Origin of the sequence: Burkholderia seminalis DSM 23518 (assembly GCF_902832885.1) — a bacterium.
GTDB lineage: Bacteria > Pseudomonadota > Gammaproteobacteria > Burkholderiales > Burkholderiaceae > Burkholderia > Burkholderia seminalis.
The window spans coordinates 1-26831 of record NZ_CADFDK010000024.1; the positions used below are offsets into that span (position 1 = coordinate 1).

Here is a 26831-nt window from a genome sequence, read left to right on the forward strand (position 1 = left end):
CCCGGCCAAACCCCTATCAGCGATCACCAGCCACCCACCAGGCCCGGTGACAACACCCCCCGGATCATGACTGCGACTGGGGGCGAGAATCATGCCGGGCCTGGCTGGCCAAAGCCCCGACAATCGGGGCGTGAAGATAGTAACGGGGCGCCGGTCGGCCGGTCGGCATATGGCCCCGTCACGCGGAGCGGCGTAGACTGGCAGGGTCGCGTGTCATCGAGGTTCTCATGGCTGACACACTGTCCGATATCCCGCCCGTGCTGATCGTCGGCGCGGGGCCGACCGGTCTCGCCGCGGCGATGAGCCTCGCGCGGGCCCGCGTGCCGGTGCGCATCATCGATCGTCTCGCGGCGCCCGCGCCGTATTCGCGCGCGATCGGCATCCAGGCGCGCACGCTCGAGCTGCTGGAGCAGCATCGCGCGGTCGAACCGTTTCTCGCGCTCGGTCATCGCGCGCATGCGGCCGCGCTGCATGCCGACGGCCGCGAGATCGCGCGGCTCGATTTCGATCCGCTGCAAACGCGCTATCCGTATCTGCTGTTTCTCGATCAGAGCATCACCGAGCGCCTGCTGGCCGAACACCTGGCGCAGCTCGGCGTGACGGTCGAGCGCGGCGCGACGCTGACCGCGTGCGACGCGGGCGGCACGTTGCTCGACGTGTCGATCCGCCACGCGGACGGCCGCGACGAGTCGTTCGCGCCGTCGTACCTGATCGCGGCGGACGGCGCGCACAGCACGGTCAGGCATCTGCTCGGCCTGGGCTTTGCCGGGCAGGCGTTCGAACAGACGTTCCTGCTTGCCGATTTCGCGGCGATCCCCGACTGGCCGGACGAAGAGATCCACCTGTTCACGTCGTCCGACGGCATGGCCGGCCTGTTTCCGATGGGCGACGGCCGTTACCGGCTCGTGGCCGACCGTCCGCCCGGCAGCGACGCGTCGTCCGATGCGCCGACGCCGACGCTCGCGGAGTGCGACGCGATCGTGCGTCACCGTGCCGGCGTGTCGATCTCCCCGAGCGATCTCGCGTGGTCGTCCTATTTTCACCTGCATAGCCGGATGGTCGACCGGTTGCGTCACGGCCGCGTCTTTTTCGCGGGCGACGCCGCGCACGTCCACAGCCCGGCCGGCGCGCAGGGCATGAACACCGGCATCCAGGAAGCGTTCAATCTCGGCTGGAAGCTTGCGCGCGTGCTGGGCGCCGGCACGCCCGAGCGGCTGCTCGACACGTACCACGCGGAACGCCATCCGATCGAGCGCGACGTGTTGCGGCAGACCGGATTCGTCACGCAGATGGTCGAAGCCGAGCGCGGTGCGATGCGGCTGCTGCGCGATCATGTCGTACCGCTGCTGGCGTCGTTCGGGCCGATGCGCGACGCGGTGCGGCGCACGGTCAGCGAGCTCGGCGTGCAGTACCGGAAAAGTCCGCTCACGCTCGAGCGCGTGCTCGACGGCGGCCCGCGCGCGGGCGAGCGGGCACCCGATGCACTCGTGCATGTGCTCGACGGGCCGCTCGGCCGCGCACCGGGGACGGCGCGGTTATACGATCTTCACGATCCGGCGAGCTTCACGCTGTTGCTGCTGGAAGAACCGGCGGATGCCGATACCGGCGAGGTGCCGCCGATGCCGGCCGACGCGCGGGCGCTCGTGCAGGGGCTCGAACGGATCATGCCGGAAGCGGTGCGCGCGTGGCGCGTCACCGATGCCGCAGGCGATGGCGCCGCCGGCCTGGCGCAGGAATACGGCCGCTCGCGGCCGTCGTTCTACCTGTTGCGGCCCGACGGTTATGTTGCCGTGCGCGGGCGCACGGCAACCGACGCGAACGCGCTGCTGCGCCACTGCGAAACCTGGTTCGCGGGCATGACGCAGTCCGCGTAGCGGTGCGGTCAGACGCTCGCGGCGGCGGGCGCGAGCGAGGCCCGATGCGCGGCGACCGCGTCGCGCACGATCGGTGCCGCGCGTTGCGCGCCTTCGCTCGACGGATCGTCGAGCGCGGCGAGCAACGCGCGGCGCATCCGCGGTTCCCAGAAGCGCCGGAGATGGTCGGCGATGCCGGCCAGCGCTTCGTCGCGATCGGGCATCGATTCGAAGAATGCGCCGATCTGGTTGGCCATGTCGATCAGGTGTCCTTGATCCATCGCTGCCTCACTTGCCTGTCGTCACGGTGTCGGGCGTGGCCGCGCGGCGCTCGAGCAGGTCGATCTGCTCCGCGTTGAAACGCGCATACGCACGCTGCCAGTCGGACGGTTGCGCGACCGGCAGCACCTGCACGGCCGTCACCTTGTATTCGGGGCAGTTCGTCGCCCAGTCGGAACTGTCGGTCGTGATCACGTTCGCGCCCGATTCCGGGAAGTGGAACGTCGTGTATACGACGCCCGGCTGCATGCGCTCCGTCACGAGCGCGCGCAGCACCGTCTGCCCGGCGCGCGATTCGATGCCGACCCAGTCGTCGGTCCGGATCCCGCGATCCTGGGCGTCGTGCGGATGGATCTCGAGGCGGTCCTCTTCGTGCCACCGGACATTTTCGGTCCGGCGCGTCTGCGCGCCGACGTTGTATTGCGACAGGATGCGGCCCGTCGTCAGGATCAGCGGATAGCGCTGCGTGACCTTCTCCGGTGTCGGAATGAACTTGGTGATCACGAACCGGCCCTTGCCGCGCACGAATGCGTCGATGTGCATGGTCGGCGTGCCGTCCGGCGCGTGCTCGTTGCACGGCCACTGGATGCTGCCGAGCGCGTCGAGCTTCTCGTACGACACGCCCGAGAAGGTCGGCGTGAGCCGCGCGATCTCGTCCATGATTTCCGACGGATGCGTGTAGTGCATGTCGTAGCCGAGCGCCTGCGACAGCAGCAGCGTCACTTCCCAGTCCGCGTAGCCCGCGAGCGGCGGCATCACCTTGCGCACGCGCGAGATGCGGCGCTCGGCGTTCGTGAACGTGCCGTCCTTCTCGAGGAACGTCGAACCCGGCAGCAGCACGTGCGCATATTTCGCGGTCTCGTTCAGGAAGATGTCCTGCACGACGATGCATTCCATCGCCGACAGCGCGGCCGCCACGTGCTGCGTGTTCGGGTCCGACTGGACGATGTCCTCGCCCTGGCAGTAGAGCCCCTTGAAGCTGCCGTCGAGCGCCGCGTCGAACATGTTCGGGATGCGCAGCCCCGGTTCCGGTTGCAGCGTGGCCGACCACGCCTGCTCGAACTGCGCGCGCACGACCGCGTCGCTGATGTGCCGGTAGCCGGGCAGTTCGTGCGGGAACGAGCCCATGTCGCACGAACCCTGCACGTTGTTCTGGCCGCGCAGCGGATTGACGCCGACGCCCTCGCGGCCGATGTTGCCGGTCGCCATCGCGAGGTTCGCGATGCCCATCACCGTCGTCGAGCCTTGCGCGTGTTCGGTGACGCCCAGCCCGTAATAGATCGCCGCGTTGCCGCCCGTCGCATAGAGGCGCGCGGCTTCGCGCACGCGTTCGGCCGGCACGCCCGTCACGTCGGCGGTGGCCTCCGGCGAATTCTCGTCGCGCGACACGAATTCGCGCCATTGCTCGAATGCGCGGGTATCGCAGCGTTCGGCGACGAAGGCGTCGGCGACGAGCCCCTCCGTGACGATCACGTGCGCGAGCGCGTTGACGATCGCGACGTTGGTGCCGGGGCGCAGTTGCAGGTGGTGCGTGGCCTTCACGTGCGGGCCGTCGACGACGTCGATGCGGCGCGGGTCGATCACGATCAGCTTCGCGCCTTCGCGCACGCGGCGCTTCATCCGCGAGCCGAACACCGGGTGGCCGTCGGTCGGGTTCGCGCCCATCACGACGATCACGTCGGCCTGGCCGACCGAGGCGAACGTCTGCGTGCCGGCCGATTCGCCGAGCGTCGTCTTGAGACCATAGCCGGTCGGCGAATGGCACACGCGCGCGCAGGTATCGACGTTGTTGTTGCCGAACGCGGCACGCACGAGCTTCTGCACGAGATAGGTTTCCTCGTTCGTGCAGCGCGACGACGTGATGCCGCCGATCGAGTCACGGCCGTACTTCTGCTGCAGCTTGCGGAATTGCGTAGCCGCATACGTGAGGGCTTCGTCCCAGCTCACTTCGCGCCACGGGTCGGTGATCTTCTCGCGGATCATCGGCTTCGTGATGCGGTCCTTGTGCGTCGCGTAGCCCCAGGCGAAACGTCCCTTCACGCACGCGTGGCCTTCGTTGGCGAGGCCGTTCTTGTGCGGCGTCATGCGCACGACCTGCGTGCCCTTCATCTCGGCCTTGAACGAGCAGCCGACACCGCAGTACGCGCAGGTCGTGACGACCGAGTGTTCGGCCTGCCCGAGCTGCACGACGGATTTTTCCTGCAGCGTGGCCGTCGGGCATGCGGCGACGCACGCGCCGCACGACACGCATTCCGATGCCATGAACGATTCGCTTTCGCCCGCGGCGACACGCGATTCGAAACCGCGCGCGGCGATCGTCAGGGCGAACGTGCCCTGCGTTTCCTCGCATGCGCGGACGCAGCGGTTGCAGACGATGCACTTCGACGGGTCGTACGTGAAATACGGATTCGATTCGTCCTTGCGGTCCTTCAGGTGATTCGCGCCGTCGAAGCCGTAGCGCACTTCGCGCAGCCCGACCACGCCCGCCATGTCCTGCAATTCGCAGTCGCCGTTGGCGGGGCAGGTGAGGCAGTCGAGCGGATGGTCGGAGATGTACAGCTCCATCACGTTGCGACGCAGCGACTGCAGCCGGTCCGACTGCGTGCGCACCTTCATGCCGGCTTCTGCGGGTGTCGTGCACGACGCCGGATAACCGCGCCGGCCTTCGATCTCGACGAGACACAGCCGGCACGAGCCGAACGGCTCGAGCGAATCGGTTGCGCAGAGCTTCGGGACGTTGACGCCGGCCTCGATCGCCGCGCGCATCACCGATGTGCCGGCCGGCACCGTCACCGGCTGGCCGTCGATTTCGAGCGTGACGTCGGTGTCGGCATGCCGTTGCGGCGTGCCGTAGTCGGTATCGTCGAACGGATCGCGGGCACGCGCCTGAGCGGCGCTCTTGCACGCGCATTGGCCCGAGCCGCAGCCGCCTTGGCGGACGTTGTTCGTGTCGAGGGACATGCAGGGCTCCTTCTGGGTCAGGCCGCGGCCTTGACCGGACCCGCTGCGGCATCCTTGCCGGCAGCGAGCCCGAAATCTTCGGGGAAATGGTCGAGCGCGGACAGCACCGGGTACGGCGTCATGCCGCCCATCGCGCACAGCGAGCCGGCCAGCATCGTGTCGCACAGGTCGCGCAGCAGCGTGACCTGACGCTCCGACGTGTCGCCGTCGCGGATGCGTGCGATCGTCTCGACACCGCGCGTCGAGCCGATCCGGCACGGCGTGCACTTGCCGCACGATTCGATCGCGCAGAACTTCATCGCGTATTCGGCCAGTTCGGCGAGGTTCGAGGTGTCGTCGTGCAGCACGATGCCGCCGTGACCGACGACCGCGCCGATCGCCGCATACGCCTCGTAGTCGAGCGGCACGTCCCACTGATGGTCGGGCAGGTAGGTGCCGAGCGGGCCGCCGACTTGCGCGGCGCGAGCGGGCCGGCCGCTGGCCGTGCCGCCGCCGAAGTCGAACAGCAGTTCGCGCAGCGTGACGCCGAACGCGAGTTCGACGAGGCCGCCTTGACGGATATTGCCCGCCAGCTGGAACGGCAGCGTGCCGCGCGAGCGGCCCATCCCGTAGTCGCGGTAGAACGCCGCGCCGCGCGCGAAGATCACCGGCGCCGTCGCGAGCGTGATCACGTTGTTGATGACGGTCGGCTGGCCGAACAGGCCCGCGAGCGCCGGCAGCGGCGGCTTCGCGCGCACGACGCCGCGCTTGCCCTCGAGCGATTCGAGCAGCGCGGTTTCCTCGCCGCACACGTACGAGCCCGCGCCTTTCGCGACGTGCAGCTCGAACGCGTGCGCGGAGCCGAGCACGTGCTCGCCGAGCCAGCCGGCTTCGCGCGCGCGGACGATCGCGGCTTCGAGTGTCGCGATCGCGTGCGGGTATTCGCTGCGCACGTAGATGTAGCCGACCGTCGCGCCCGTCGCGATGCCCGCGATGATCATCCCTTCGATCAGGCAGTACGGATCGCACTCCATGATCAGGCGGTCGGAGAACGTGCCCGAATCGCCTTCGTCCGCGTTGCAGACGATGTATTTCTGCGCGGCGTGCGCGTGCCGCACGGTGCGCCACTTGATGCCGGCCGGGAACGCCGCGCCGCCGCGGCCGCGCAGCCCCGATTCGATCAGCGTCTCGCAGGCGGCGTCGCCGTCGAGCGACAGTGCGTTCTTCAGGCCGGCGAGTCCTTCGTACCGCAGGTAGTCGTCGATCGACAGCGGGTCGGTCAGGCCGATCCGCGCGAACGTGAGGCGCTGCTGGCGCGCGAGATAGGGCAGTGCGTCGACGAGGCCGACGCTGCTCGGGTGCGTGCCGCCCTCGAGCCAGTGGGCGTCGAACAGCGCGGGCACGTCGGTGGCCGACAGGTTTGCATAGCCGACGCGGCCCGCGGCCGTGCCGATCTCGACGAGCGGCTCGAGCCACAGCAGCCCGCGCGAGCCGTTGCGGACCAGTTCGATCGCGACGCCGCGCCGTTCGGCCTCCGCGACGATCGCGGCGGCGAGCGCGTCCGCGCCGAGCGCCAGCGCGGACGAATCGCGTGGAACGTAGATGCGGGTCGTCATGCGGCCTCCTGCGAGTGGGCGACCGCGTCGGCGAGCAACGCGTCGAATTTCTCCGGCGTGACCTTCGCGTGCAGCACGCCGTTGACCGTCAGCGACGGCGACTGCGCGCACAATCCGAGGCAGTACACCGATTCGAGCGCGACGGCGTCCGGCGCGCGCGCAGCGGCGGCATCGCCGTGTGCCGCGTCGAACCGGCAGCCCGTGCGCGCCTCCGCATGGGCGGCGAGCGTTTCGCCACCCATGCTGCGGCACGCTTCGGCGCGGCACATCTGGATCGTCACGCGCGCGGGCGGCGCGGTGCGGAAGTGATGGTAGTAAGTCAGTACGCCGTGGACTTCCGCACGCGACAGGTTGAGTGCCTTGGCGAGCGGTGCGACGCAACCCGGCGGCACGTAGCCCGCGTCGTCCTGGATCGCGTGCAGGATCGCGACGAGCGACCGGCCGGCGCGCGCATGACGCTCGACGAGCGCGTCGGGCGCAGGGGAATTCGGGGACATCGGTTATGCTCCTCCAAAATCTCATATGCGCTTGCAGTTCATATAGTGCGCATCTCGACTTCGTTCTGATTGATTTTTATCAACCATAAGCGGAACATTCCGCGGTCGCAATAGGAAATCGGAGTGCATAATTGATTCGGATCGAATGCGACGCGTATCTGACCGTACGCGACACGGAAGGCCGGTCGGCCAGCCTGTCGGACGTCGCGCCGTTGCTCGAACTCGTGGCCGACACGGGCAGCATTGCGCAGGCGGCACAGGCCAAGGGGCTGTCGTACCGGCACGCGTGGGGCATGCTCCGCGCGCTGGAAGCGTGCATCGGCGGCGAGTTGATCGAAACGGCACGCGGCAAGGGCTCGACGCTGTCGGCGCTCGGGCAGGCGGTCGTCGATGCGCAGCGCCTCGCGCGCAGCCGGCTCGACGGGAATTTGCGCACGCTGGCGGCCGAAGTGGCGAGCGACCTGAACCGGCGGCTCGCGCAGCGCGACGGCGCCGTGCGCATCCATGCGTCGCACGGCTACGCGGTCGCGACGCTCGTCTCCGCGCTCGTCGATGCGCAGGCGGCCGTCGACATCAAGTATCGCGAGAGCATCGAGGCCGTACAGGCGCTCTCGCGCGGCGAATGCGACCTGGCGGGCTTCCATCTGCCGCGCGGCGCGTTCCGCGCGCAGTGCGCGCAGATCTACCGGCCGTGGCTCGACGACACGCGCCACGTGCTGATCCACCTGACGCGTCGTCAACAGGGGCTGTTCGTGCCGCGTGGCAACCCGAAGCAGGTCCGCGGTCTCGCGGATCTCGCGCGCAACGACATCCGCTTCGTCAACCGGCAGCCGGGGTCGGGCACGCGCATGTTGCTGGACCTCGCGCTGCGTGCGATCGGCATCGATCCGGAGCGCGTCGACGGCTATGCATCGGCCGAGCTCACGCATTCGGCGATCGCGGCATTCGTCGCGAGCGGGATGGCCGATCTCGGCTTCGGCGTCGAGCCGGCCGCGCATCATTTCGGGCTCGACTTCATCCCGGTCGTCGACGAGGACTATTACTTCGCATGCGAACGTGCGCGGCTCGACGCCCGGCCGCTCGCCGGCGTACTGGCGCTGCTGCGCGACGCACGTTTCGTCGAGCGCGTCGCGCATCTGGACGGCTACGATCCGGCCGCGTGCGGCACGCTGACGGGCATCGCGGCCGGGCTGGCCGGCGACGACGGCGCGCAGGCGCGGCACGGCAATTCCCGGTAACGGGGACGCGATCGGGTCGCGCTGCAACAGCGGGGGATTTGCGCTACGCTTGGCGCTTGATCAACGTTCCAACAAGCACGCCGTTCAGGCGTCATTCCGCCATGAAATTTTCCGTTCCCCACGCCGCGGCAGCGTTGACCGCGGGGCTGCTGGTCGTCGTTTCGCCGTTTGCGTCCGCGCAGAATTCCCCGGGTGTGCCGGGCGGCATCCTGAGCGAACAGTTTCGTTTGAACGAGCATCCGCAGATGCCGTTCGCGGCGTCGGCGCCATCGCAGAAATACCAGGGCGGCAAGAAGTCGGCGTTGCGCCGCAAGGGCGACCTGGGTGACCCGAACGGCTGCAACCTGAAGTGCCCGATGGATACCCAGTAATGCGCTGACCGGCGCGTTTGTGCCCGGGGTGAGGCGCCGTGCTTTCGCACGACTGCCCATCATCTGACCACCGGGTGGACGAGCGTCGATTCCAGGCCTGATGGTGGTCGAGCCCCGCAAAGCGTTACCGCTTTGCGGGGCTCGTGCTTTTCGACGGGCCCGCATCCAACGGGGTGCCGGGCGGAGCCGCCGTACGCACGTCTGGCCATCCCGCTCATTGATCTAGGGTTAACCCGTAATTCAGGAAGGATGTCTTCCAGAAACCTGCCTTATTCTTAAGCATCTGCCTACATAAACTTCGGTTTGTCAGCGATGAACAAGGTGTTCACCGCGAACACAGACAAATCTGGAGGTAGGTCATCATGAAGTCGCTCGTTCAAGCCGTCGTCGTTGCCGCTGCGCTCGTTGCCCCGGTCGTGTCGTTCGCCCAGTCGGGCTCGACGATCACCCGCGCGCAGGTTCGTGCCGAACTGGTCCAGCTCCAGCAGGCCGGTTACAACTCCGCCCGCGGCGAAGATCCGCATTATCCGGAAGCGATCCAGGCCGCGACGGCCCGGGTTGCAGAGCAGCAGCGTGCGCTGGCGCAAGCGCAAGGCGCCGACGTCAGCGGCTACGGCGCACAGGCGCAGGGCGCATCGGCATCGGGTTCGCGTGCGATGGGCGTGCGTCCCGCCAGCGCTGAAGAAATGAAGTCGCTGTATCGCGGCAGTTGAGCCGCGCGTCGCCCGGCGCGAACCGGTCGCGACGACGCGTCGTGGCCGGGGCCGCGGTAGCCGGGCTGGCCGCCGTCAGGCGCAGCGAGTGACTGCGCGGGGGCGGCCGACCATCCGTCACCTCCTGCCGCCGGAGTACCGGCGGCATTCCGCCCGGCCGCCCGTCCGTCCGTCAGTGGCTGGGCGCTTTTTCGGCAGGAGAGGGAGGCATGCGTTTCGCCGGCAACAAAAAACCCCGCAGACTTGCGTCATGCGGGGTTCGTGCGACGAGCGCGGAATTTGGTGGGGCGGCGACAATCCTATTCGGGTCGCTCCACTTTGTCAGGTAATGATCTGATGCTCGGCGCAGTGAAAAAAACCCCCAAAAGAACCCCCAGATGACGCCCGTTGGCGGTCGCCTTGCCAGCGGCGCGGGGCAGCAGCGTGCTTTTGTACGAAAAAACGGCGTTCCGATCTACAATCCTTCACCATGGTTGCCGAGCATACGCGACCTGTAGATCAACCGCGCCTAACCTGATTGACCCACTACGGGCCGCTTAGCGTACAGGCGCGGTTTCGCTTTTTTGGCTTGTCGAAAAAGGAGGGGGAAGTAGTATGAAGCGACCGTGGGAGAACGACAGTTGTGCAACGGTCCAAGCTTGCTACGCCGTCTACGCTGTTCCCGTTGCGGCTGCCTTATGGTGCGGCGTACCCGCTGAGGACGTGAACGAGGAGCTTGGTCGCGCAGTGTCGATTGGTCAGAGCAACGCTCTTAGCAGGGCGATTCTGCGGCATCCATACCTGAAGTGTCTTGAGCCGCGCATTCGGGCAATACACGCCGCAATCGATTCCGGCATGCTGGCGGCTTGTCGAGAGGACGGAAGGAAGGTCGACGAACACGTCGCCTATGAGCGTCGTCACGTCCACGGGCTCGCCTTGAAGGAATGGGCCAAGGAAATTGCGCCGTCCGAGCGTCCTGCATTTCTGTTTGATGAGCTTGAACGCGACACCCACGCAGGTATCAGCGCTGAAGCGTACCGGACGCTTCAGGCGTCTCACGAAGCAAAAACGCACCAACTTGCCGAAGCGAACGAGCGTCTTCGTGAGGCAAGCGAACGGATTGCTCTCATCGAGGCCGAACGTAACTCGCTACGCGCGATGGTCGACAATTTCGATGCGCACCCAACGGCATCCGGTGAGCCAAGTGCGCGGGCCGAAACAACTTTCCTGAACATTATTGGTGCGCTGCTCGCGCTGCTGCTAGGAAAGTCCCCCGCCGGAAAGCCGCACTCGTCGTTTGCAAGTCAGGCGGCGGTGATTTCCGCGCTGCTTGCTCATCATGAGGGTAAGCCCGGCATATCAGCGCGAACGCTTGAAGAAAAATTCGCAGCGGCGAAAAGGAGCGTGAACGCGTCCTGACACATACCGCAACTGCGGCAACGGTCGCCGCAGATGCGGTGCCCGCCGTTCGGCGACTGTCAAGAATGGCCCCATGTTTAACAACTCTTTGCGAGGTTGAGCATGGTGGCGAAAGAAGTACACCCAGCGCGCGCCGATGGCGCACTTGTTCGAGATATCGGCTCCCTCCCGTTGGACGGCTTCTGCCGTTGGAACGAGCTGCGTAACTTTCTGCCCTTCAGCCGCGAAACGTTGCGCAAGCGCGAAATCGAAGGTCGTTTCCCGCGTCGGTTCCGTCTGTCCTTGCGGTGCTCCGTGTGGTCGAACCGAGAGATTCACCGCTGGTTCGCGGACCCGGTCGGCTATCGCACCGATATCGATGCGGCAACGATGACCGGGGGCCGATAATGAAAAACGCCCGACCCAGCAAAGCCGAATCGAGCGCCAAACGTCAAAGCGAGTTTACCGGAACCGCTAACCCCCGTCAGCTTCGCGCATTGACCGTGCTGCAACGCCGCCCGATGCCGCGTGAGGAATTAGATGGCTACGTGGGGTGCAGCAACGGCCCGGACCTCATCGCGGGCCTGCGCGCAAAGGGACTCGCCTTGCCCTGCGTGCGCGTCGCTTGCATCGACCGTGATGGTATCGAAGTGCAGCGCGGCGTCTATCACCTCACGACGACCGACCGCCGCAAGGTTGCCCGTTGGCTGAAATCGCGGGAGGCGGTATGAACGCGATTGCGTGGAGCAGTTACGGAGCGGGCAATTCCCGCGTGCGCTGCCCCGTTTGCGGTCGCGGCGAGCGCGATAAAACGCTCGGCGTAACTGTCGACGCGAGCGGCGCGGGCGTCGCGCACTGTTTCCGTTGCGGCTTCACGGAAACGTACCGCCCCGAACGCGGCGTTTGCGGCTCGACGCATAGCATGGCACGCATTCCGGTCGTTACGCCGTCCGCGAAGCATCGCTCCCTGTCCGATTATGGGCGCGACCTTTGGAGCGCGTGTCGCGCCGTTTCCTGCGAAGCGCTGGCCTATCTCAACGCTCGGCACTGCCGCATTCCGCCCGCCGATGGCGATTTGCGCTGGCATCCGTCGCTGAAGCATCCGAACGGCTATGCCGGCCCGGCGCTCGTCGGGCTCGTGACGCACGCGGTAACGCGCGAACCCATGACCTTGCACAAAACATGGATTCGGACCGATGGCCGCAAGGCTGACGTTGACCCGCCGCGCTTGCTGCTCGGCAGGCATCGCAAACAAGGCGGCGTGATTCGCTTGTGGCCCGATGACGCAGTGTCGACCGGACTCGCCGTCGCGGAAGGTATCGAAACGGCGCTTTCGCTCGCGCACGGCTACGTGCCGGTTTGGGCCTGCATCGATGCAGGCAACCTGAAGGCACTGCCGGTGCTGGCTGGCATTGAATCGCTGACCGTCGCTGCCGACGATGACCCGGCGGGCAAGGCCGCCGCCGCTGCGTGCGCGCAACGCTGGTCCAACGCGGGCCGCGAAGTTGTAGAGGTGAGCTATGGGGCGTGACCTGAACGACCTTGCCGTAAGCGGCGGCGCGGAGGCCGTGCGGCGTGCTATCGCGAGCGGCACGCACATTGCAAAAGCTGAGCCGGTGCCCGATGGCGCGACGGCCGATTCGCACGTTTCGGCCGCACGCGAAACCGCCCATGCCGGCAAATTCTCGCGCGCGACGATGCATCAACTTCTCGACGTGTTGGCGGAAGACCCGGCGCTTCGCGGGCTGGTTCGCTACGACGAAATGAAGCGCCGCGTCGTCATCGCGAGTGCGCGCCCGTGGGAGGTCGCGCCGTCGCCGTACTGGACCGATGCGGACACAACGAACCTGCGCGCGTATATCGAACGCCGCTACATGCTGACGGCGGCGAAGGAACACGCGGTGGACGCGGTACACACGCACGCTGAACGCAACCGCTTTCATCCGCTGCGCGAATGGCTCGACGCGCTCGAATGGGACGGCGTGAAGCGCCTCGACGCGTGGCTTGCGACCTACTGCGGCGCGGACGATACGCCCTATGTGCGCGAGGTCGGGCGGCGCTTCCTGATTTCAGCGGTTGCGCGCGTATTTCGTCCCGGCTGCAAGGCCGATCACATGCTGGTGCTGGAAGGCCCGCAGGGCATCGGCAAGTCGCGCACGGTGCGCGCGCTGGCGGGTGATGAATTTTATTCGGACGCCGTGCCGGACATGGACGATGCCCGCCAGACAGGCGAGACGGTCGCGGGCGTGTGGCTGCTCGAAAACAGCGAAATCGTCGGCCTGCGCAAACATGAGGCGAACGCCGTCAAAGCGTTCCTCAGTCGCAGCGAAGACGCGTTCCGTCCGGCCTACGGGCGCGAGCAGGTCTATCAGCCGCGCCAGTTCGTGATGGTCGGCACGTGCAACCGCGACGGCGAAGGAACCTATCTCCGCGATGAAACGGGTGGTCGACGCTTCTGGCCCGTACCGGTCAGGGCGTGTGACATCGCCGCGTTGACGGCAGACCGCGCGCAACTGCTTGCCGAGGCGGTCGCCGCATTCCGCGATGGCGAGGTGTGGTGGATTGAGGATGACGCCATGCGGGCGCAGGCAGCGCACGAGGTGAGCGCGCGCACGGTGCAAAACCCGTGGCTCGACCATGTTGGCGCGTATCTGGAAAACCGCCCGACCGTCACGGAAGTCAAGACCGCCGATGTTTTCGTTGCCATGACGGGGCGCACGAGCACAAGCCGTGACGCAACCGAACTGCGCCACATCGCGAACGCCCTGCGTGAATTCGGCTACGTGTCGCGCAGGTTGAACACGGGCAAGGTGTGGAGCAAGGGTGAATCCAGTGAACCCACCGCGTGAATCTTTCCGGAGAGTGGGCTCACCGCTGAAACCCGCTACGGATAAGGCTTGTCGAGATCCGGTGAACCCAGTGAACCCATATTTCCGTAGCAATACAGAAGAAGAAAGATGCAGCAGGCGCGCGCGCGTGGCGCGTATAGGGAAAAGGCTTCACCGGGTACACCGGGTACACCTGACAACATCACGACTTTCATGAGGTGGCGAAATGCTCGATGCATTGGCAAGCGGCAAGCTGTACGGCAAGCCGGGCGAACGGACCGGCCCGAGCGGCCGCCCCTTCGTCACGGCAAAAGTGCGCGTACCCGCAGGCGACGGCGAAGCGCTTTTCGTAAACGTGATTGCGTTCTCGGACGGCGCGAAGGCCGCCCTGTTGGCGCTCGATGACGGCGATTCCGTCGCGCTGGCCGGTACGCTGACCCCGAAGGTTTGGACCGACCGCAACGGCGACGCTAAACCGGCGCTCGATATGGTCGCGCATGCGGTTCTGAGTGCCTATCACGTCAAGCGTAAGCGCGCCGCCGTGCAAGGTGCGAACGACGGAGACGAACGCGGGAACAGACGCCCTGCTACGGACGGTGCCCGACAGGCGGCGGCGCTCTACGGCGGCGACACGTCGGACATGCAGGACGATTTGTAGGCGCGGGGCAGACCGAATCGAACAGGCGTATTACCTTTACAAATAGGAGTACGAATTCATGAAAATTTCCGAACCAAAACGGCTTTTGGAACGGTTGCATTTTGACGAGATACGCGGCGAATACAGCATTTTCATTTGGCCCAGTCCGGGCGGCCAACCGCTGTATCGAGTCATAAAGCCCGGCCCTGTGAAGTACCGCGTCGAAATTCGTCCCGAAGGTTACATCGTGTTGATCCCGCGCTAACGCGCCTTTTTTGGAGAATCGCTATGAATCCGTTGAAGCGTCCCTTGCCCGAACGCCTCGAAGCCCTTGAAGCGCTCGCAAACGATGCCGGTCTCACCGGCGAACTTGAGGCGAAACAGCGCGCCAAGGTTGACGCACGCCGAGCCGAACTGGCGCGCGAGTTAAAAGCTGTGCCGAACCCCGAACGCGAACTGGCGGCTGCGACGAAGGAAGCAACTCGCGCGCGCATCGCGCTCGACGCGGCACAAACGGCATTTCGCGACGCCGACCGAGCAGACAAGCAAGCCACGGCACGGGTTGTCATGATGGAGAGGCAGCACGAAGGCGAGCAGCAGCGCATCTTGACCGAACTCGAACGCACTGCGCCGCCCGAAGTCGGCGAGGCGCTGGACGACCTATCGGATGCGGATGACCTTCTGCGTGCCGCAGTTCGGACCGACGTATTCACGGAGAAAAACTGGCTGGGCGCTCGCGTCGGCAACGTCACGACGAACATGCCCCAAATAAAAGCCGCTCGCGCGAAAATCGCTGAGGCACAACGTAGCGTTCGCGCGCTCGTTCATGACGGGTCAATTTCAAGCGACGAACTGGTATCGCGTGCGCGGATGCTCGTAGATGCGGCGCTGGAACCGCTGTTCTCCCTCGTGTCGCGTCAGAAGTGGGAAACTCGCCGTTCGCGGCCGCACGGCGACCTGTTGGCCGAAGTCGCGGGCTACGGGGAATAGCGGCGTGCATCGGCGGCGCGTGCGTTCTGCGCGCCGCCGTTCGTGCGTTGACTCGTTGATTCCATTACCGGCTCAATTTTGAGCCGGTCAAAATCATCGCTGATGCTTCGTAGCAGCGCGCAATTTTGCGCTCACGAACTCCGAGTCGATGTAAGCCGTTGATTCCATAACGCCCTCAAAATTGAGGCGGCCGAAATCGATCATCGACCCAAGTCCCGTTGATTTCATTGCCAACGCAAAAATGCGTCGGCGAAGTCGGTCGGCGCGCGCGCAGAAGCGACCGGCATCTGACCGTCGCATTACGGGGAGCTTGGCACGCTGCGCGTGTCCGTGCGCGACGCCGGACGTCCGGCGATGAAGCCGGCCCGCGCCGGGCGCATTACGCTACGCGATGGCCAATTCTCCGCATGCGCTGACCGTAGCGGGCCGGCTGCAGCATGTCGGCGCGAACGCTGTTGAACAGGTCCGACATGCACGCCGCAGGCTCATCGGCGAGCATGTAATCGAGCATCCGAATTACCTTGAACGTCCGGAATCGCGAACGTACAGGCGGCGACCGAACCCACCGCGAAGCGAACGGATTGCGGGCGTTTGAGGCCGTCGACGTGCGCGCTGGTAGGGCGAACCTTGACTAACGCGCGCGAGCGGCGCAGCGGCACCACCGCAACCGTCCGCGAGGCATCCGCCGTACCCGGTAGGGGGTGCAAATCCCTAGGCCGCGCGGTCCGGTGATCGTGGCGCAACGCGAATTTTTGCAACGTCAGCACCAAAACCATTTTTCGGGAGCGAATCATGCCGCAGAAATCGAACGCCGCGAAGGCGCTTTCCGGCACGTTGCGTGCCGACCGGCTCAAGGGCATCGCGGCCGACCAATTGACCGTCGCGCCGCCACCGCCCGCTGGCATGTCATCGCGTGCGGCTGCGGAATGGAACCGCGTCGCGCCGCTCGTCGTGAGCTTGGGTCTATTGAGCGCGTCCGACCTGCGCGCGCTCGAACTGCTGGCCGAAACACTTGCGACCGAGGCGCAATTACGCGAAACGCTGGACCGTGAAGGGTTGACGATTGCGACCGGAACCGGCGGAAGCAAGGCGCATCCGGCGCTGCGCGCATTGAGCGACGCACGCGCGCAAGCGGCCCGGCTGCTCGATGCGTTCGGCCTGAGTCCGCGCGGTCGGCAAGCTATCGACGCGCCGCCACCGGTGCCGGCCGACAATCCCTATGCGGCGTTCGTTAAGCCGACGCGCGGGCCGGGGTAAATCGCGCGGCTACCGTGTCGCCGCGCTGAACGGGATGACTTCTGCACCCGCCTTGAGTTGGTCGAGGTAGTCTGCCCATTTCTGCATCATTTCGCGACGCTGGGACAGGTGCGCGGTGCGGTTGTACGCGCGCCCGAGCGGGTCTTTCACTGCGTGTGCGAGTTGGGCCTCGATGATCGCCGCCGGCACGCTCAGGACTTCATCAAGGATTGTGCGAGCCATTGCCCGGAAGCCGTGACCGGTCATTGTGTCGCCGTCGTACCCGAGTCGGCGCAACGCGCCGTTGATGGTGTTGTTGGACATCGGCCGATCCTTTGTGCGTACGCTCGGAAAGAGCAGCCGGCCGTTGCCGGTAAGCGCGTGCAGCTCTCGCAGGATATTTACGGCTTGACTCGATAGCGGGACGATATGCGCACCACCGGCCGCCTTGCCTTGTTTCGTGCGTTTCATTCGTTCACCCGGTATTTCCCAGATGCCGCTGTCTAGGTCGACCTCGGCCCACTCGGCGGCGCGCAACTCGCCGGGGCGCTGGAATAGCAGAGGCGCGACCCGCAAGGCGCACCACACGGGAAGCGTGCCTTGATAGCCGTCAATCGCGCGCAGAAGCCCGGCGACCTGCTTCGGATCGGTAATGGCCGCCATGTGCGCAGATTGCACGGGCGGAAGTGCGCCCCGTAAATCGGCCGTCACATCGCGCTGGGCGCGTCCGGTTGCTACGGCATAGCGGCATACTTGGCTGACGTTCGCGTGCAGGCGGTGGGCTGTTTCGAGCGCGCCGCGCTTCTCGACCCGGCGCAGCACATCGAGCACATCCGGCGGCACGAGGTCGGCAACGGGCTTGCCGCCGATCCACGGGAAGGCATCTACCTCTAGGCGGCGTAGGATGCGGCCCGCGTGGCCATCCGACCAAGTGGGCGCGTACTTGGCGTGCCACTCACGCGCCACGGCCTCGAAGGAATTTTCTGCATTGAGCCGCTGTGTGCGCTTCTCGGCTTTCTTTGCCGCTCCCGGATCAATCCCCGCCGCCAGCTTGTCTTTGGCTTCGTCGCGTCGCTTGCGAGCCTCGACGAGCGACACGGCGGGGTAGGTGCCGAGCGCTAAGCTTTTCTCTTTGCCGGCGAATCGGTACTTGAGCACCCAGCGCTTGCCGCCGGTCGGTTTGATGAGCAGGAACAGTCCGCCGCCATCGAATAGCTTCTGCTGCTTGTCAGTGGGCTTGGCATTACGGATCGCTACGTCGGTCAGGGCCATATCCGCTCCGGTGCTGGGGGTTCCGGGTTGGGGGTTCCGCAAAGAACCCCCGAAAGAACCCCCGTCGATGTATGGCTGTAGCTGGGGGTTCTTTGCGGTAGTTTGCAACAAAAAACCCCGCAGAGCAAAGCCCGGCGGGGTTTTCTTGCCAAACGTTGGAAACGTTTGGCGGGTATTTGGTGGAGGCGGCGGGAATCGAACCCGCGTCCAGAAGCGCTCCACGACTAGTTCTACATGTTTAGTCCAGTCTTTTGATTTAACCGCAGCGACGCGGACGAACACGCTGCACTACGGCGATTCGCTAGATTTTCGACCCTGGCGTCGCGACGCCGACAGGGCTTAACTGACGTAAATGACCTCTGGCGGTATTGCTACCGGTCTTGCGACACTAGCCCGTCAGTGAACTAGGCAGAGGACGGCGGCCCTTAGGCTGCCAGTGCGAACGTATCGTCGTTTGCAGTTACGATTTTCCCATTGATTAACGAGGTGACGGGTCCTCGACATGCCCTAGCCGCTTCACAACCCCTGTCGAAACCAGGTCGCCCCCGCGGATAAGATCAATCATTATAGCCCAACATCGCGCAGCAGTTCGCGCAGTTCCTGCGTCGTATCGACGAGATGCTGCGCCTGCCAGTCGGTCGGTGCGACGCCGTCGCCGCAATAGCCGTACGCGGCCGCGACCGTCGCCATGCCGGCCGCGCTGCCGGCCTGAATGTCGCGCAGGTCGTCGCCGACGTAGACGATGCGCGCGGGCGCGAGCGTCAACTGGTCGGCCGCGTGCAGCAGCGGGGCCGGGTGCGGCTTCGGGTGCGGCGTTGTGTCGCCCCCGACGATGCAAGCGGCGCGCGGTGCGAGACCGAGCAGGTCGACGAGTGGCGCCGTGAGCCGCATCGCCTTGTTCGTGACGATCCCCCAGCGCACGCCGCGCGCATCGAGTTCGTCGAGCACGTCGCCGATGCCGGGGAACAGCACCGTCTGCACGCAGAGATCCGTCGCGTAGTTGGCCAGGAACTCGTCGCGCATCGCTTCGTAGCCGGGCGTGCGCGGATCGATGCCGAACGCGCCGCCGAGCAGGCCGCGCGCGCCGGCCGAGGCCAGCGGCCGCAACACGTCGAGCGACGTTTCGGGCAGGCCGCGCTCGCGTTGCATCTTGTTGACGGCCGCCGCGAGATCGGGCGCCGTGTCGGCGAGCGTGCCGTCGAGGTCGAACAGCACGGCATCGCAGTGCAGCAGGCGCGGTTCGTCGGCTGCCCGCGCGGTCGAAAGGGGAGTCGTCATGCCGGTCGGAAGGTCACGCGCCGCGGCGGCACGCGATGAGGTAGTTGATGTCGGTGTCGTTCGACAGCGCGAAGCGCTTGCCGATCGGGTGATACGTGATGCCCTTGATCTCCACGATGTGCAGATCGGTCGCGCGCACGAAGCCCGCCAGTTCCGACGGACGGATGAAACGCGCGTAGTCGTGCGTGCCCTTCGGCAGCATCTGCGCGATGTACTCCGCACCGATCACCGCGAACAGGTAGGACTTCAGGTTGCGGTTCAGCGTCGAGAAGAACACCCAGCCGCCCGGCTTCACGAGCGTCGCGCATGCGGCGACGATATCGCCGGGCGACGGCACGTGCTCGAGCATTTCCATGCACGTGACGACGTCGTAGGTGCCCGGTTCGCGCGCGGCGATCGCTTCGGCGGCGATCGCCTCGTAGTCGACCATGATGCCGCTTTCGAGGCTGTGGAGGTCGGCGACGCCAAGCGCTTCGGTCGACAGGTCGATGCCCTTCACCTGGGCGCCGAGTCCGGCCATCGATTCGGACAGGATGCCGCCGCCGCAGCCGATGTCGAGCGCGCGTTTGCCGGCCAGGTGCGCGTGCGCATCGATCCAGCCGAGCCGGACCGGGTTCAGGTCGTGCAGCGGCTTGAATTCGGCATTCGGATCCCACCACCGGTGGGCGAGGTCGCTGAATTTCTGGAGTTCGTGCGGATCGGCGTTGGTCATGTCGGCAAACGGGCTACAGGAGGAGGGCGGTGCTGCGGTTCGTCAGACCCGAGTATATAAGAAGCAGGCGAGCGGCGAAGCGACGAGCGCCCGGACGGGCATCAATGAAAAAGCCCCGCCGGAGCGGGGCTTTGAAGCAGTCGAAAACCGCGGCTTAGTTTGCCGGAACGGTCGTCTTCTGCACTTGCTGCGTACCAACCACTTCGACTTCCACGCGGCGGTCCGGTGCGAGGCAGGCGATGAGCTGCTTGCGGTTCTTCTGGTTGCAGCCAGTCGTAACCGGGTTGCGCTTGCCCTTGCCTTCCGTGTAGATCTTGTTGGCCGGCACACCCTTGCTGACCAGGTACGACTTCACGGCTTGCGCACGGCGCAGCGACAGACGGTCGTTGTACTTGTCCGAACCGATGCGGTCCGTGTAGCCCGTTGCAACGACGACTTCCGTGTTCATGCCTTCGATCTTCGAAGCCAGTTCGTCCAGCTTTTGCTTGCCCAGCGGCTTGAGCGTTGCCTTGTCGAAGTCGAACAGTGCGTCGGCTTGATACGTGATCTTCTGGCTCGTGATGGCCGGAGCGACCGGAGCGACCGGCGGCTGCGGTGCCTGGGCGACCAGTGCGCCATCGCACTTCGCGTTGGCGGTGGCCGGCGTCCAGAACGCATCGCGCCAGCAGAGCTCGTTCGTGCCGTTCATCCACACCCATTCGCCCGTGCCGTTCACCCAGTTGTCATTGACGGCTTGACGCGACGCCGGCACCGACTGTGCCGAAGCGGATGCAGCCATAACTGCGGTAGCTGCAATGAACGCGAGCTTTGAAAGTTTATTCATATTTCTCCTCTCGAAATTGAGATTACCGCAGGTTTACTGCGAGCCTGTTGACGGTGACAAGTCATACATTGCTCGAAGTATAACATTGGTGCGGCACAAAAAACGCGGCACCGCTCTGTGTAGACTTCGAGCAGCGTCTAACTTTCAGTGCGTTGGCATTTTGCCATATCGTTCCCTTCCTACGAAAAAAAATCCTCCCCACCCTAAGATCGCTTCAACTTTGTGGTGCATGCGCAACACCGCCCTGCCGCAACTTTTAGAGATTGTCAAGAGTGTGTCGGCGAAATTGCGCGAATGTGTGCTGTTGTTTACACGTGTGCGCGAAACACGCGTGACGGGATGGCCTGCGACGTCGCGTCGCGTGCGATGTCGGTCGAATCGCCGCTGCCGCGATTTTTGCTATTTATATATAGAGGGGTCGCGAATTGGCGGCTGATGGGCGCATGTTAGAATCTCGCGTTGCGTTGCGCATGCAGCGCCCACGCGAAAGGCGTTCGCCGTCTTCGCTCCGAAACGATACGGATACATGGATCAATTCGCCAAAGAGACCCTGCCCACCTCCCTAGAGGAGGAAATGCGCCGTTCGTATCTCGATTACGCGATGAGCGTGATCGTCGGACGTGCCCTCCCGGATGTCCGCGATGGCCTGAAGCCCGTGCACCGGCGCGTGTTGTTCGCGATGCACGAACTGAACAACGACTGGAACCGTGCGTACAAGAAGTCGGCGCGTATCGTCGGCGACGTGATCGGTAAGTACCACCCTCACGGCGATACCGCGGTCTACGACACGATCGTGCGGATGGCGCAGGACTTCTCGCTGCGCTACATGCTGATCGACGGGCAAGGCAACTTCGGCTCGATCGACGGCGACAATGCCGCGGCGATGCGTTACACCGAAATTCGCATGGCGAAGATCGGTCACGAGCTGCTCGCCGACATCGACAAGGAAACGGTCGATTTCGAGCCGAACTACGACGGCAACGAAACGCAGCCGTCCGTCCTGCCGGCGCGCATCCCGAACCTGCTGATCAACGGCTCGTCGGGCATCGCGGTCGGCATGGCGACCAACATCCCGCCGCACAACCTGAACGAAGTCGTCGACGCGTGCCAGCATCTGCTGGGCAACCCCGAAGCGACGATCGACGAACTGATCGAGATCATCCCGGCGCCGGACTTCCCGACGGCCGGCATCATCTACGGCGTCGCCGGCGTGCGCGACGGCTACCGCACCGGGCGCGGGCGCGTCGTGATGCGCGCGGCCACCCACTTCGAGGAAATCGACCGCGGCCAGCGGATGGCGATCATCGTCGACGAGCTGCCGTACCAGGTGAACAAGCGCTCGCTGCTCGAGCGGATCGCCGAGCTCGTCAACGAGAAGAAGCTGGAAGGCATCTCCGACATCCGCGACGAGTCCGACAAGAGCGGCATGCGCGTCGTGATCGAGCTCAAGCGCGGTGAAGTGCCGGAAGTGGTGCTGAACAACCTGTACAAGGCGACGCAGCTCCAGGACACGTTCGGCATGAACATGGTCGCGCTCGTCGACGGCCAGCCGAAGCTGCTGAACCTGAAGGAAATCCTGCAGTGCTTCCTGTCGCACCGACGCGAAGTGCTGACGCGCCGCACGATCTACGAACTGCGCAAGGCCCGCGAACGCGGCCACGTGCTCGAGGGTCTCGCGGTCGCGCTCGCGAACATCGACGAGTTCATCGCGATCATCAAGGCCGCGCCGACGCCGCCGATCGCGAAGCAGGAGCTGATGGCGAAGCCGTGGGATTCGTCGCTCGTGCGCGAGATGCTGACCCGTGCCGAAGCCGAGAACGCGTCGGCGGGCGGCCGTTCCGCGTATCGTCCGGAAGGCCTGAACCCGGCGTTCGGCATGCAGGGCGACGGGTTGTACCGCCTGTCCGACACGCAGGCCCAGGAAATCCTGCAGATGCGTCTGCAGCGCCTGACCGGCCTCGAGCAGGACAAGATCATCGGCGAGTACCGCGAAGTGATGGCGCAGATCGCCGACCTGCTGGACATCCTCGCGCGCCCCGAGCGGATCACGACGATGATCGGCGAGGAGCTGACTTCGGTGAAGGCCGAATTCGGCGACGCGCGCCGCTCGAGGATCGAGCTGAACGCGACCGAGCTGAACACCGAGGATCTGATCACGCCGCAGGACATGGTCGTCACGATGTCGCATGCGGGCTACGTGAAGTCGCAGCCGCTGTCCGAGTACCGCGCGCAGAAGCGCGGCGGCCGCGGCAAGCAGGCGACGCAGATGAAGGAAGACGACTGGATCGAGACGCTGTTCATCGCGAACACGCACGACTACATCCTGTGCTTCTCGAACCGCGGCCGCGTGTACTGGGTCAAGGTCTACGAAGTGCCGCAGGGCTCGCGCAACTCGCGCGGCCGCCCGATCGTCAACATGTTCCCGCTGCAGGAAGGCGAGAAGATCAACGTCGTGCTGCCGGTCAAGGAGTTCTCGGCCGACAAGTTCATCTTCATGGCGACGTCGCTCGGTACCGTGAAGAAGACGCCGCTCGAGGCATTCAGCCGTCCGATGAAGAAGGGCATCATCGCGGTCGGCCTCGACGACGGCGACTACCTGATCGGTGCGTCGATCACCGACGGCGCGCACGACGTGATGCTGTTCTCCGACGCCGGCAAGGCCGTGCGCTTCGACGAGAACGACGTGCGTCCGATGGGGCGCGAGGCGCGCGGCGTGCGCGGCATGCAGCTCGAGGACGGGCAGCAGGTCATCGCGATGCTGGTTGCCGGCAGCGAGGAGCAGACCGTGCTCACCGCGACCGAGAACGGCTACGGCAAGCGCACGCCGATCACCGAATACACGCGTCACGGCCGCGGCACGAAGGGTATGATCGCGATCCAGACGTCGGAGCGTAACGGCAAGGTCGTCGCGGCGACGCTCGTCGACGCCGAAGATCAGATCATGCTGATCACGACGGCGGGCGTGTTGATTCGCACCCGCGTTTCCGAGATTCGCGAGATGGGACGGGCCACGCAAGGTGTTACACTCATCAGTCTCGATGAAGGTACCAAGCTCTCCGGCCTGCAGCAGATCGCGGAGGCAGAAGAGGGCGATGGCGAGGCCGACGAGGCGTCGGACGGCGAAGCCTGAAGAACGGATGAGACTCTGACCGCCGCGGGCGCGAAGCGCCGCGGCCGGCGAGCAACCATTCATATTTCCAAAAGGGAGTGATGATGCAAAAGCAATTCAAGCAACTGGTCCTGCTGGCCGCACTGGTGCCGACGTTCGCGATGGCGCAAGCGCTGTCGAATTCCGCACCGGCGCCCGCCGCGGCAGCTGCGCCGATCGACGCTGACAAGAAGGCGGCGATCAAGGATCTGCTCGACGCGATCGACGCGCCGAAGCTCGTGTCGGCAATCGGCAACAGCGCCGAAATGCAGGCCAAGCAACTCGTGCCGGCGATCCTGTCGGACGCGCTGTCGGAAAACAAGACGCTGAACGACAAGCAGAAGCAGGCTGCCGTTCCGACGCTGCAGAAGAACGCCGTGCCGAAGCTGGTCGACGGCGCGGGCAAGGTGTTCGGTACGCAGCAGTTCCAGAGCGACGCGATGTCGGCTCAGTACGACGCGTACGCGAAGTACTACAGCACGTCGGAGATCAAGGATCTGACGACGTTCTACAAGAGCCCGACGGGCCGCAAGTTCATCCAGGTGCAGGATCAGGTCGGTCGCGACGTGGTCAACGGCCTGATGCAGAAGTACATGCCGCAAGCGATCCAGGCAACGCGTACGCAGGCTGACAAGGAAGTCGCAGCAGTCAAGCCGGGCAAGTAAAGCCGTCCGGGCACGCCCCCGGCCGTTCGGCCGGGTTTGGCGGGAGCCTGACGACAGTGCGATAATGGCCGTTTGCGCGCGAGCGCAAACGGCCATTTCTTTTCTGGCGCGGTCTGCCGGCGGCGAGCCGGTCGCGTCCCTCCGAGGTTTTCACGATGCGCGTCTTTAATTTCTCCGCCGGCCCTGCGGCGATGCCCGAGGAAGTGCTGCGGCAAGCGGCCGACGAAATGCTCGACTGGCACGGCAGCGGCATGAGCGTGATGGAGATGAGCCATCGCGGCAAGGAGTTCATGTCGATCCACGAGGCCGCGCTGACCGACCTGCGCGACCTGCTCGGCGTGCCGGCCAGCCACCGGATCCTGTTCCTGCAGGGGGGCGGCATCGCGGAAAACGCGATCGTGCCGATGAACCTGCTCGGCTCGCGCAAGACGGCCGACTTCGTCGTGACGGGGTCGTGGTCGCAGAAGTCGTTCAATGAGGCGAAGAAGTTCTGCACGCCGCATCTCGCCGCAACCGGCAAGACGGAAGACGGCTTCACGCGTGCGCCCGCACGCGCCGAATGGCAGCTGTCGGACGATCCGGCCTACGTGCATCTGTGCACCAACGAGACGATCGACGGCGTCGAGACGTTCGAGATTCCCGATCTCGGCGACGTGCCGCTGGTCGCGGACGTCTCGTCGCACATCCTGTCGCGCCCGATGGACGTCGCGAAATACGGCGTGCTGTTCGGCGGCGCGCAGAAGAACATCGGGATGGCCGGCGTGACGGTCGTGATCGTGCGCGAGGATCTGCTCGATCGCGCGCTGTCGATCTGCCCGTCCGCGTTCGAGTGGAAGACCGTCGCCGCGAACAACTCGCTGTACAACACGCCGCCCACCTACGCGATCTACATCGCGGGCCTCGTGTTCCAGTGGCTGAAGCGGCAGGGCGGCCTCGAGGCGATCGAGGCCCGCAACATCGAAAAGGCGAAGCTGCTCTACGACACGATCGATGCGAGCAGCTTCTATCTGAACAAGGTCGAGCCGGCAGCGCGTTCGCGGATGAACGTGCCGTTTTTCCTGGCCGACGAAACGCGCAATGAAGACTTCCTCGCCGGCGCAAAGGCGCGCGGGCTGCTGCAGCTGAAGGGCCACAAGTCCGTCGGCGGCATGCGGGCGTCGATCTACAACGCGGTGCCGCTCGAGGGCGTGAAAGCGCTCGTCGAGTACATGAAGGACTTCGAGCAGCGCGGCGCCTGACGGCGGCGCTGCTCAAACAGCACGGCAAAACGCATGGACGACGAACTGAATTCCCGCCTGAAACCGCTGCGCGATCGCATCGACGCGATCGACGCGCAGCTGATCGCGCTCCTGAACCAGCGCGCCGCGGTGGCGCTGGAGGTGGGCGAGGTCAAGAAGCATTTCAACGCGCCGGTGTTCCGGCCGGAGCGCGAGCTGCAGGTGATCGCACGGCTGCAGGACATGAGCGCGGGGCCGCTCGCGAGCGAGCACATCAGCGCCATCTGGCGCGAGATCATGGCCGCGAGCCGCGCGCTCGAGCAGACGATCCACGTCGCATTCCTCGGGCCGGTCGGCACGTACAGCGAACAGGCGATGCTCGAGTATTTCGGCCAGTCGATCGAAGGGCTGCCGTGCCCGTCGATCGACGAGGTGTTCCGCTCGGTCGAGGCCGGTGCGTCCGCGTTCGGCATCGCGCCGGTCGAGAATTCGACCGAAGGGGCCGTATCGCGCACGCTCGACCTGCTGCTGCAGACGCAACTGCTGATCAGCGGCGAGCTGGCGCTGCCGATCCACCACAACCTGCTGACGCAAAGCGGCACGCTCGACGGCGTGAAGCGCGTCTGCGCGCATGCGCAGGCGCTCGCGCAATGCCAGCAGTGGCTCGCGGCGAACGCGCCGCAGCTCGAGCGGCAGGCGGTGGCGAGCAATGCCGAGGCCGCCCGCCTCGCGGCGGCCGATCCGACCGTCGCCGCGATCGCGGGCGACCGCGCGGCCGCGCACTACGGCCTGCAGATCGCGTTCTCGCTGATCCAGGACGATCCGCACAACCGCACGCGTTTCGTGATCATCGGCAAGCAGCCGGCCGGGCAAAGCGGTCACGACCAGACGTCGCTGATCGTGTCGGTGAAGAACGAGCCGGGCGCCGTGTTCAAGCTGCTCGAGCCGCTCGCGCGGCACGGCGTGTCGATGACGCGTTTCGAGTCGCGTCCGGCGCGCGTCGGCACCTGGGAGTACTACTTCTACATCGACATCGAAGGGCACCGCGACGATGCGGCGGTGGCGGCCGCGCTTGCGGAACTCGGCCAGAAGGCCGCGTTCCTGAAGATACTCGGTTCGTATCCGCGCGCACGCTGACGCG

26 protein-coding genes and 1 other RNA gene are annotated in these 26831 nt (G+C 65.5%); 17 read left to right on the forward strand and 10 right to left on the reverse strand.

The window, feature by feature from the left end; genetic code table 11:
* Positions 1–227 precede the first annotated feature (227 nt).
* Complete coding sequence (locus tag HWX00_RS35110; RefSeq protein ID WP_175028985.1) at positions 228–1874, forward strand: FAD-dependent monooxygenase; 1647 nt, start codon at positions 228–230, stop codon at positions 1872–1874.
* An 8-nt stretch (positions 1875–1882) separates the two neighbouring features.
* Here HWX00_RS35110 and HWX00_RS35115 read toward each other — a convergent pair whose 3' ends face one another.
* Genes HWX00_RS35115 through HWX00_RS35130 form a run of 4 tightly spaced genes read right to left on the reverse strand, consistent with a single transcriptional unit; the run spans position 1883 to position 7185 of the window.
* The gene (locus tag HWX00_RS35115; RefSeq protein ID WP_175028986.1) at positions 1883–2134 is read right to left on the reverse strand and encodes a formate dehydrogenase subunit delta; all 252 of its coding nucleotides are present in this window, start codon (positions 2132–2134) and stop codon (positions 1883–1885) included.
* Between the two features lie 7 nt (positions 2135–2141).
* Positions 2142–5093, reverse strand: coding sequence for a formate dehydrogenase subunit alpha (gene fdhF, locus HWX00_RS35120; RefSeq protein ID WP_034187415.1), 2952 nt, complete (start codon positions 5091–5093; stop codon positions 2142–2144).
* A 17-nt stretch (positions 5094–5110) separates the two neighbouring features.
* The gene (locus HWX00_RS35125) at positions 5111–6688 is read right to left on the reverse strand and encodes a formate dehydrogenase beta subunit (protein WP_034187416.1); all 1578 of its coding nucleotides are present in this window, start codon (positions 6686–6688) and stop codon (positions 5111–5113) included.
* On the reverse strand, positions 6685–7185 hold the full coding sequence (locus HWX00_RS35130; RefSeq protein ID WP_049033191.1) for an NAD(P)H-dependent oxidoreductase subunit E: 501 nt from the start codon (positions 7183–7185) through the stop codon (positions 6685–6687). Before HWX00_RS35130 ends, HWX00_RS35125 begins: the two co-directional genes overlap by 4 nt.
* Positions 7186–7316: 131 nt before the next feature.
* Between HWX00_RS35130 and HWX00_RS35135 the strand changes: the two genes are divergently transcribed.
* The 11 genes from HWX00_RS35135 to HWX00_RS35185 all read left to right on the forward strand — a co-directional run bounded on the left by HWX00_RS35135 (position 7317) and on the right by HWX00_RS35185 (position 15339).
* Complete coding sequence (locus HWX00_RS35135) at positions 7317–8423, forward strand: substrate-binding domain-containing protein (RefSeq protein WP_049033190.1); 1107 nt, start codon at positions 7317–7319, stop codon at positions 8421–8423.
* A gap of 101 nt (positions 8424–8524) precedes the next feature.
* The gene (locus HWX00_RS35140) at positions 8525–8794 is read left to right on the forward strand and encodes a hypothetical protein (RefSeq protein ID WP_049033188.1); all 270 of its coding nucleotides are present in this window, start codon (positions 8525–8527) and stop codon (positions 8792–8794) included.
* Between the two features lie 362 nt (positions 8795–9156).
* On the forward strand, positions 9157–9507 hold the full coding sequence (locus HWX00_RS35145; protein WP_034187420.1) for a DUF4148 domain-containing protein: 351 nt from the start codon (positions 9157–9159) through the stop codon (positions 9505–9507).
* Positions 9508–10209: 702 nt separating this feature from the next.
* Positions 10210–10905: a protein kinase gene (locus HWX00_RS35150; RefSeq protein ID WP_175028987.1), complete on the forward strand. Its 696-nt coding sequence runs from the start codon at positions 10210–10212 to the stop codon at positions 10903–10905.
* Between the two features lie 102 nt (positions 10906–11007).
* Entirely contained in the window at positions 11008–11292 is a 285-nt protein-coding gene (locus HWX00_RS35155; protein ID WP_175028988.1) for a helix-turn-helix transcriptional regulator, read from the forward strand.
* Entirely contained in the window at positions 11292–11615 is a 324-nt protein-coding gene (locus HWX00_RS35160; RefSeq protein WP_175028989.1) for a hypothetical protein, read from the forward strand. The genes HWX00_RS35155 and HWX00_RS35160 overlap by 1 nt, the downstream gene beginning before the upstream one ends.
* The gene (locus HWX00_RS35165; RefSeq protein ID WP_175028990.1) at positions 11612–12415 is read left to right on the forward strand and encodes a DUF7146 domain-containing protein; all 804 of its coding nucleotides are present in this window, start codon (positions 11612–11614) and stop codon (positions 12413–12415) included. Before HWX00_RS35160 ends, HWX00_RS35165 begins: the two co-directional genes overlap by 4 nt.
* Positions 12405–13733 (forward strand): virulence-associated E family protein, encoded by a 1329-nt coding sequence (locus tag HWX00_RS35170; protein WP_175028991.1) that lies wholly within the window; start codon positions 12405–12407, stop codon positions 13731–13733. Before HWX00_RS35165 ends, HWX00_RS35170 begins: the two co-directional genes overlap by 11 nt.
* A gap of 205 nt (positions 13734–13938) precedes the next feature.
* Positions 13939–14370 (forward strand): single-stranded DNA-binding protein, encoded by a 432-nt coding sequence (locus tag HWX00_RS35175; protein ID WP_175028992.1) that lies wholly within the window; start codon positions 13939–13941, stop codon positions 14368–14370.
* Positions 14371–14428: 58 nt separating this feature from the next.
* Positions 14429–14614 (forward strand): hypothetical protein, encoded by a 186-nt coding sequence (locus tag HWX00_RS35180; protein ID WP_175028993.1) that lies wholly within the window; start codon positions 14429–14431, stop codon positions 14612–14614.
* Between the two features lie 23 nt (positions 14615–14637).
* The gene (locus HWX00_RS35185; protein ID WP_175028994.1) at positions 14638–15339 is read left to right on the forward strand and encodes a hypothetical protein; all 702 of its coding nucleotides are present in this window, start codon (positions 14638–14640) and stop codon (positions 15337–15339) included.
* Between the two features lie 485 nt (positions 15340–15824).
* Here HWX00_RS35185 and HWX00_RS35190 read toward each other — a convergent pair whose 3' ends face one another.
* Positions 15825–16133 carry a hypothetical protein gene (locus HWX00_RS35190; protein ID WP_175868188.1) on the reverse strand — a complete coding sequence of 103 codons (309 nt, stop codon included), beginning with the start codon at positions 16131–16133 and terminating at the stop codon, positions 15825–15827.
* Between HWX00_RS35190 and HWX00_RS35195 the strand changes: the two genes are divergently transcribed.
* Complete coding sequence (locus HWX00_RS35195) at positions 16132–16596, forward strand: phage terminase small subunit P27 family (RefSeq protein ID WP_175028995.1); 465 nt, start codon at positions 16132–16134, stop codon at positions 16594–16596. The two genes, HWX00_RS35190 and HWX00_RS35195, sit on opposite strands and share 2 nt — an antisense overlap.
* A 9-nt stretch (positions 16597–16605) precedes the next feature.
* Here HWX00_RS35195 and HWX00_RS35200 read toward each other — a convergent pair whose 3' ends face one another.
* The 5 genes from HWX00_RS35200 to ompA all read right to left on the reverse strand — a co-directional run bounded on the left by HWX00_RS35200 (position 16606) and on the right by ompA (position 20660).
* Positions 16606–17847, reverse strand: a complete 1242-nt coding sequence (locus HWX00_RS35200; RefSeq protein ID WP_175028996.1) for a tyrosine-type recombinase/integrase — start codon at positions 17845–17847, stop codon at positions 16606–16608.
* A gap of 177 nt (positions 17848–18024) precedes the next feature.
* Positions 18025–18394: a transfer-messenger RNA gene (gene ssrA, locus HWX00_RS35205) on the reverse strand.
* 17 nt (positions 18395–18411) lie between these two features.
* A complete protein-coding gene (gph, locus tag HWX00_RS35210) occupies positions 18412–19125 on the reverse strand; it encodes a phosphoglycolate phosphatase (protein WP_034187421.1) in 714 nt (237 codons plus the stop codon).
* A 13-nt stretch (positions 19126–19138) separates the two neighbouring features.
* Complete coding sequence (ubiG, locus tag HWX00_RS35215) at positions 19139–19837, reverse strand: bifunctional 2-polyprenyl-6-hydroxyphenol methylase/3-demethylubiquinol 3-O-methyltransferase UbiG (RefSeq protein WP_034187422.1); 699 nt, start codon at positions 19835–19837, stop codon at positions 19139–19141.
* 154 nt (positions 19838–19991) lie between these two features.
* Complete coding sequence (gene ompA / locus HWX00_RS35220; RefSeq protein ID WP_006476579.1) at positions 19992–20660, reverse strand: outer membrane protein OmpA; 669 nt, start codon at positions 20658–20660, stop codon at positions 19992–19994.
* Between the two features lie 526 nt (positions 20661–21186).
* Between ompA and gyrA the strand changes: the two genes are divergently transcribed.
* From gyrA to pheA, 4 genes are all read left to right on the forward strand, one after another.
* Positions 21187–23790 carry a DNA gyrase subunit A gene (gene gyrA / locus HWX00_RS35225; protein ID WP_034187423.1) on the forward strand — a complete coding sequence of 868 codons (2604 nt, stop codon included), beginning with the start codon at positions 21187–21189 and terminating at the stop codon, positions 23788–23790.
* 83 nt (positions 23791–23873) lie between these two features.
* Positions 23874–24473: a DUF2059 domain-containing protein gene (locus HWX00_RS35230; protein WP_034187466.1), complete on the forward strand. Its 600-nt coding sequence runs from the start codon at positions 23874–23876 to the stop codon at positions 24471–24473.
* Positions 24474–24628: 155 nt separating this feature from the next.
* On the forward strand, positions 24629–25711 hold the full coding sequence (gene serC / locus HWX00_RS35235) for a 3-phosphoserine/phosphohydroxythreonine transaminase (RefSeq protein WP_034187424.1): 1083 nt from the start codon (positions 24629–24631) through the stop codon (positions 25709–25711).
* Between the two features lie 33 nt (positions 25712–25744).
* A complete protein-coding gene (gene pheA / locus HWX00_RS35240) occupies positions 25745–26827 on the forward strand; it encodes a prephenate dehydratase (protein WP_124669188.1) in 1083 nt (360 codons plus the stop codon).
* Positions 26828–26831: the final 4 nt, after the last annotated feature.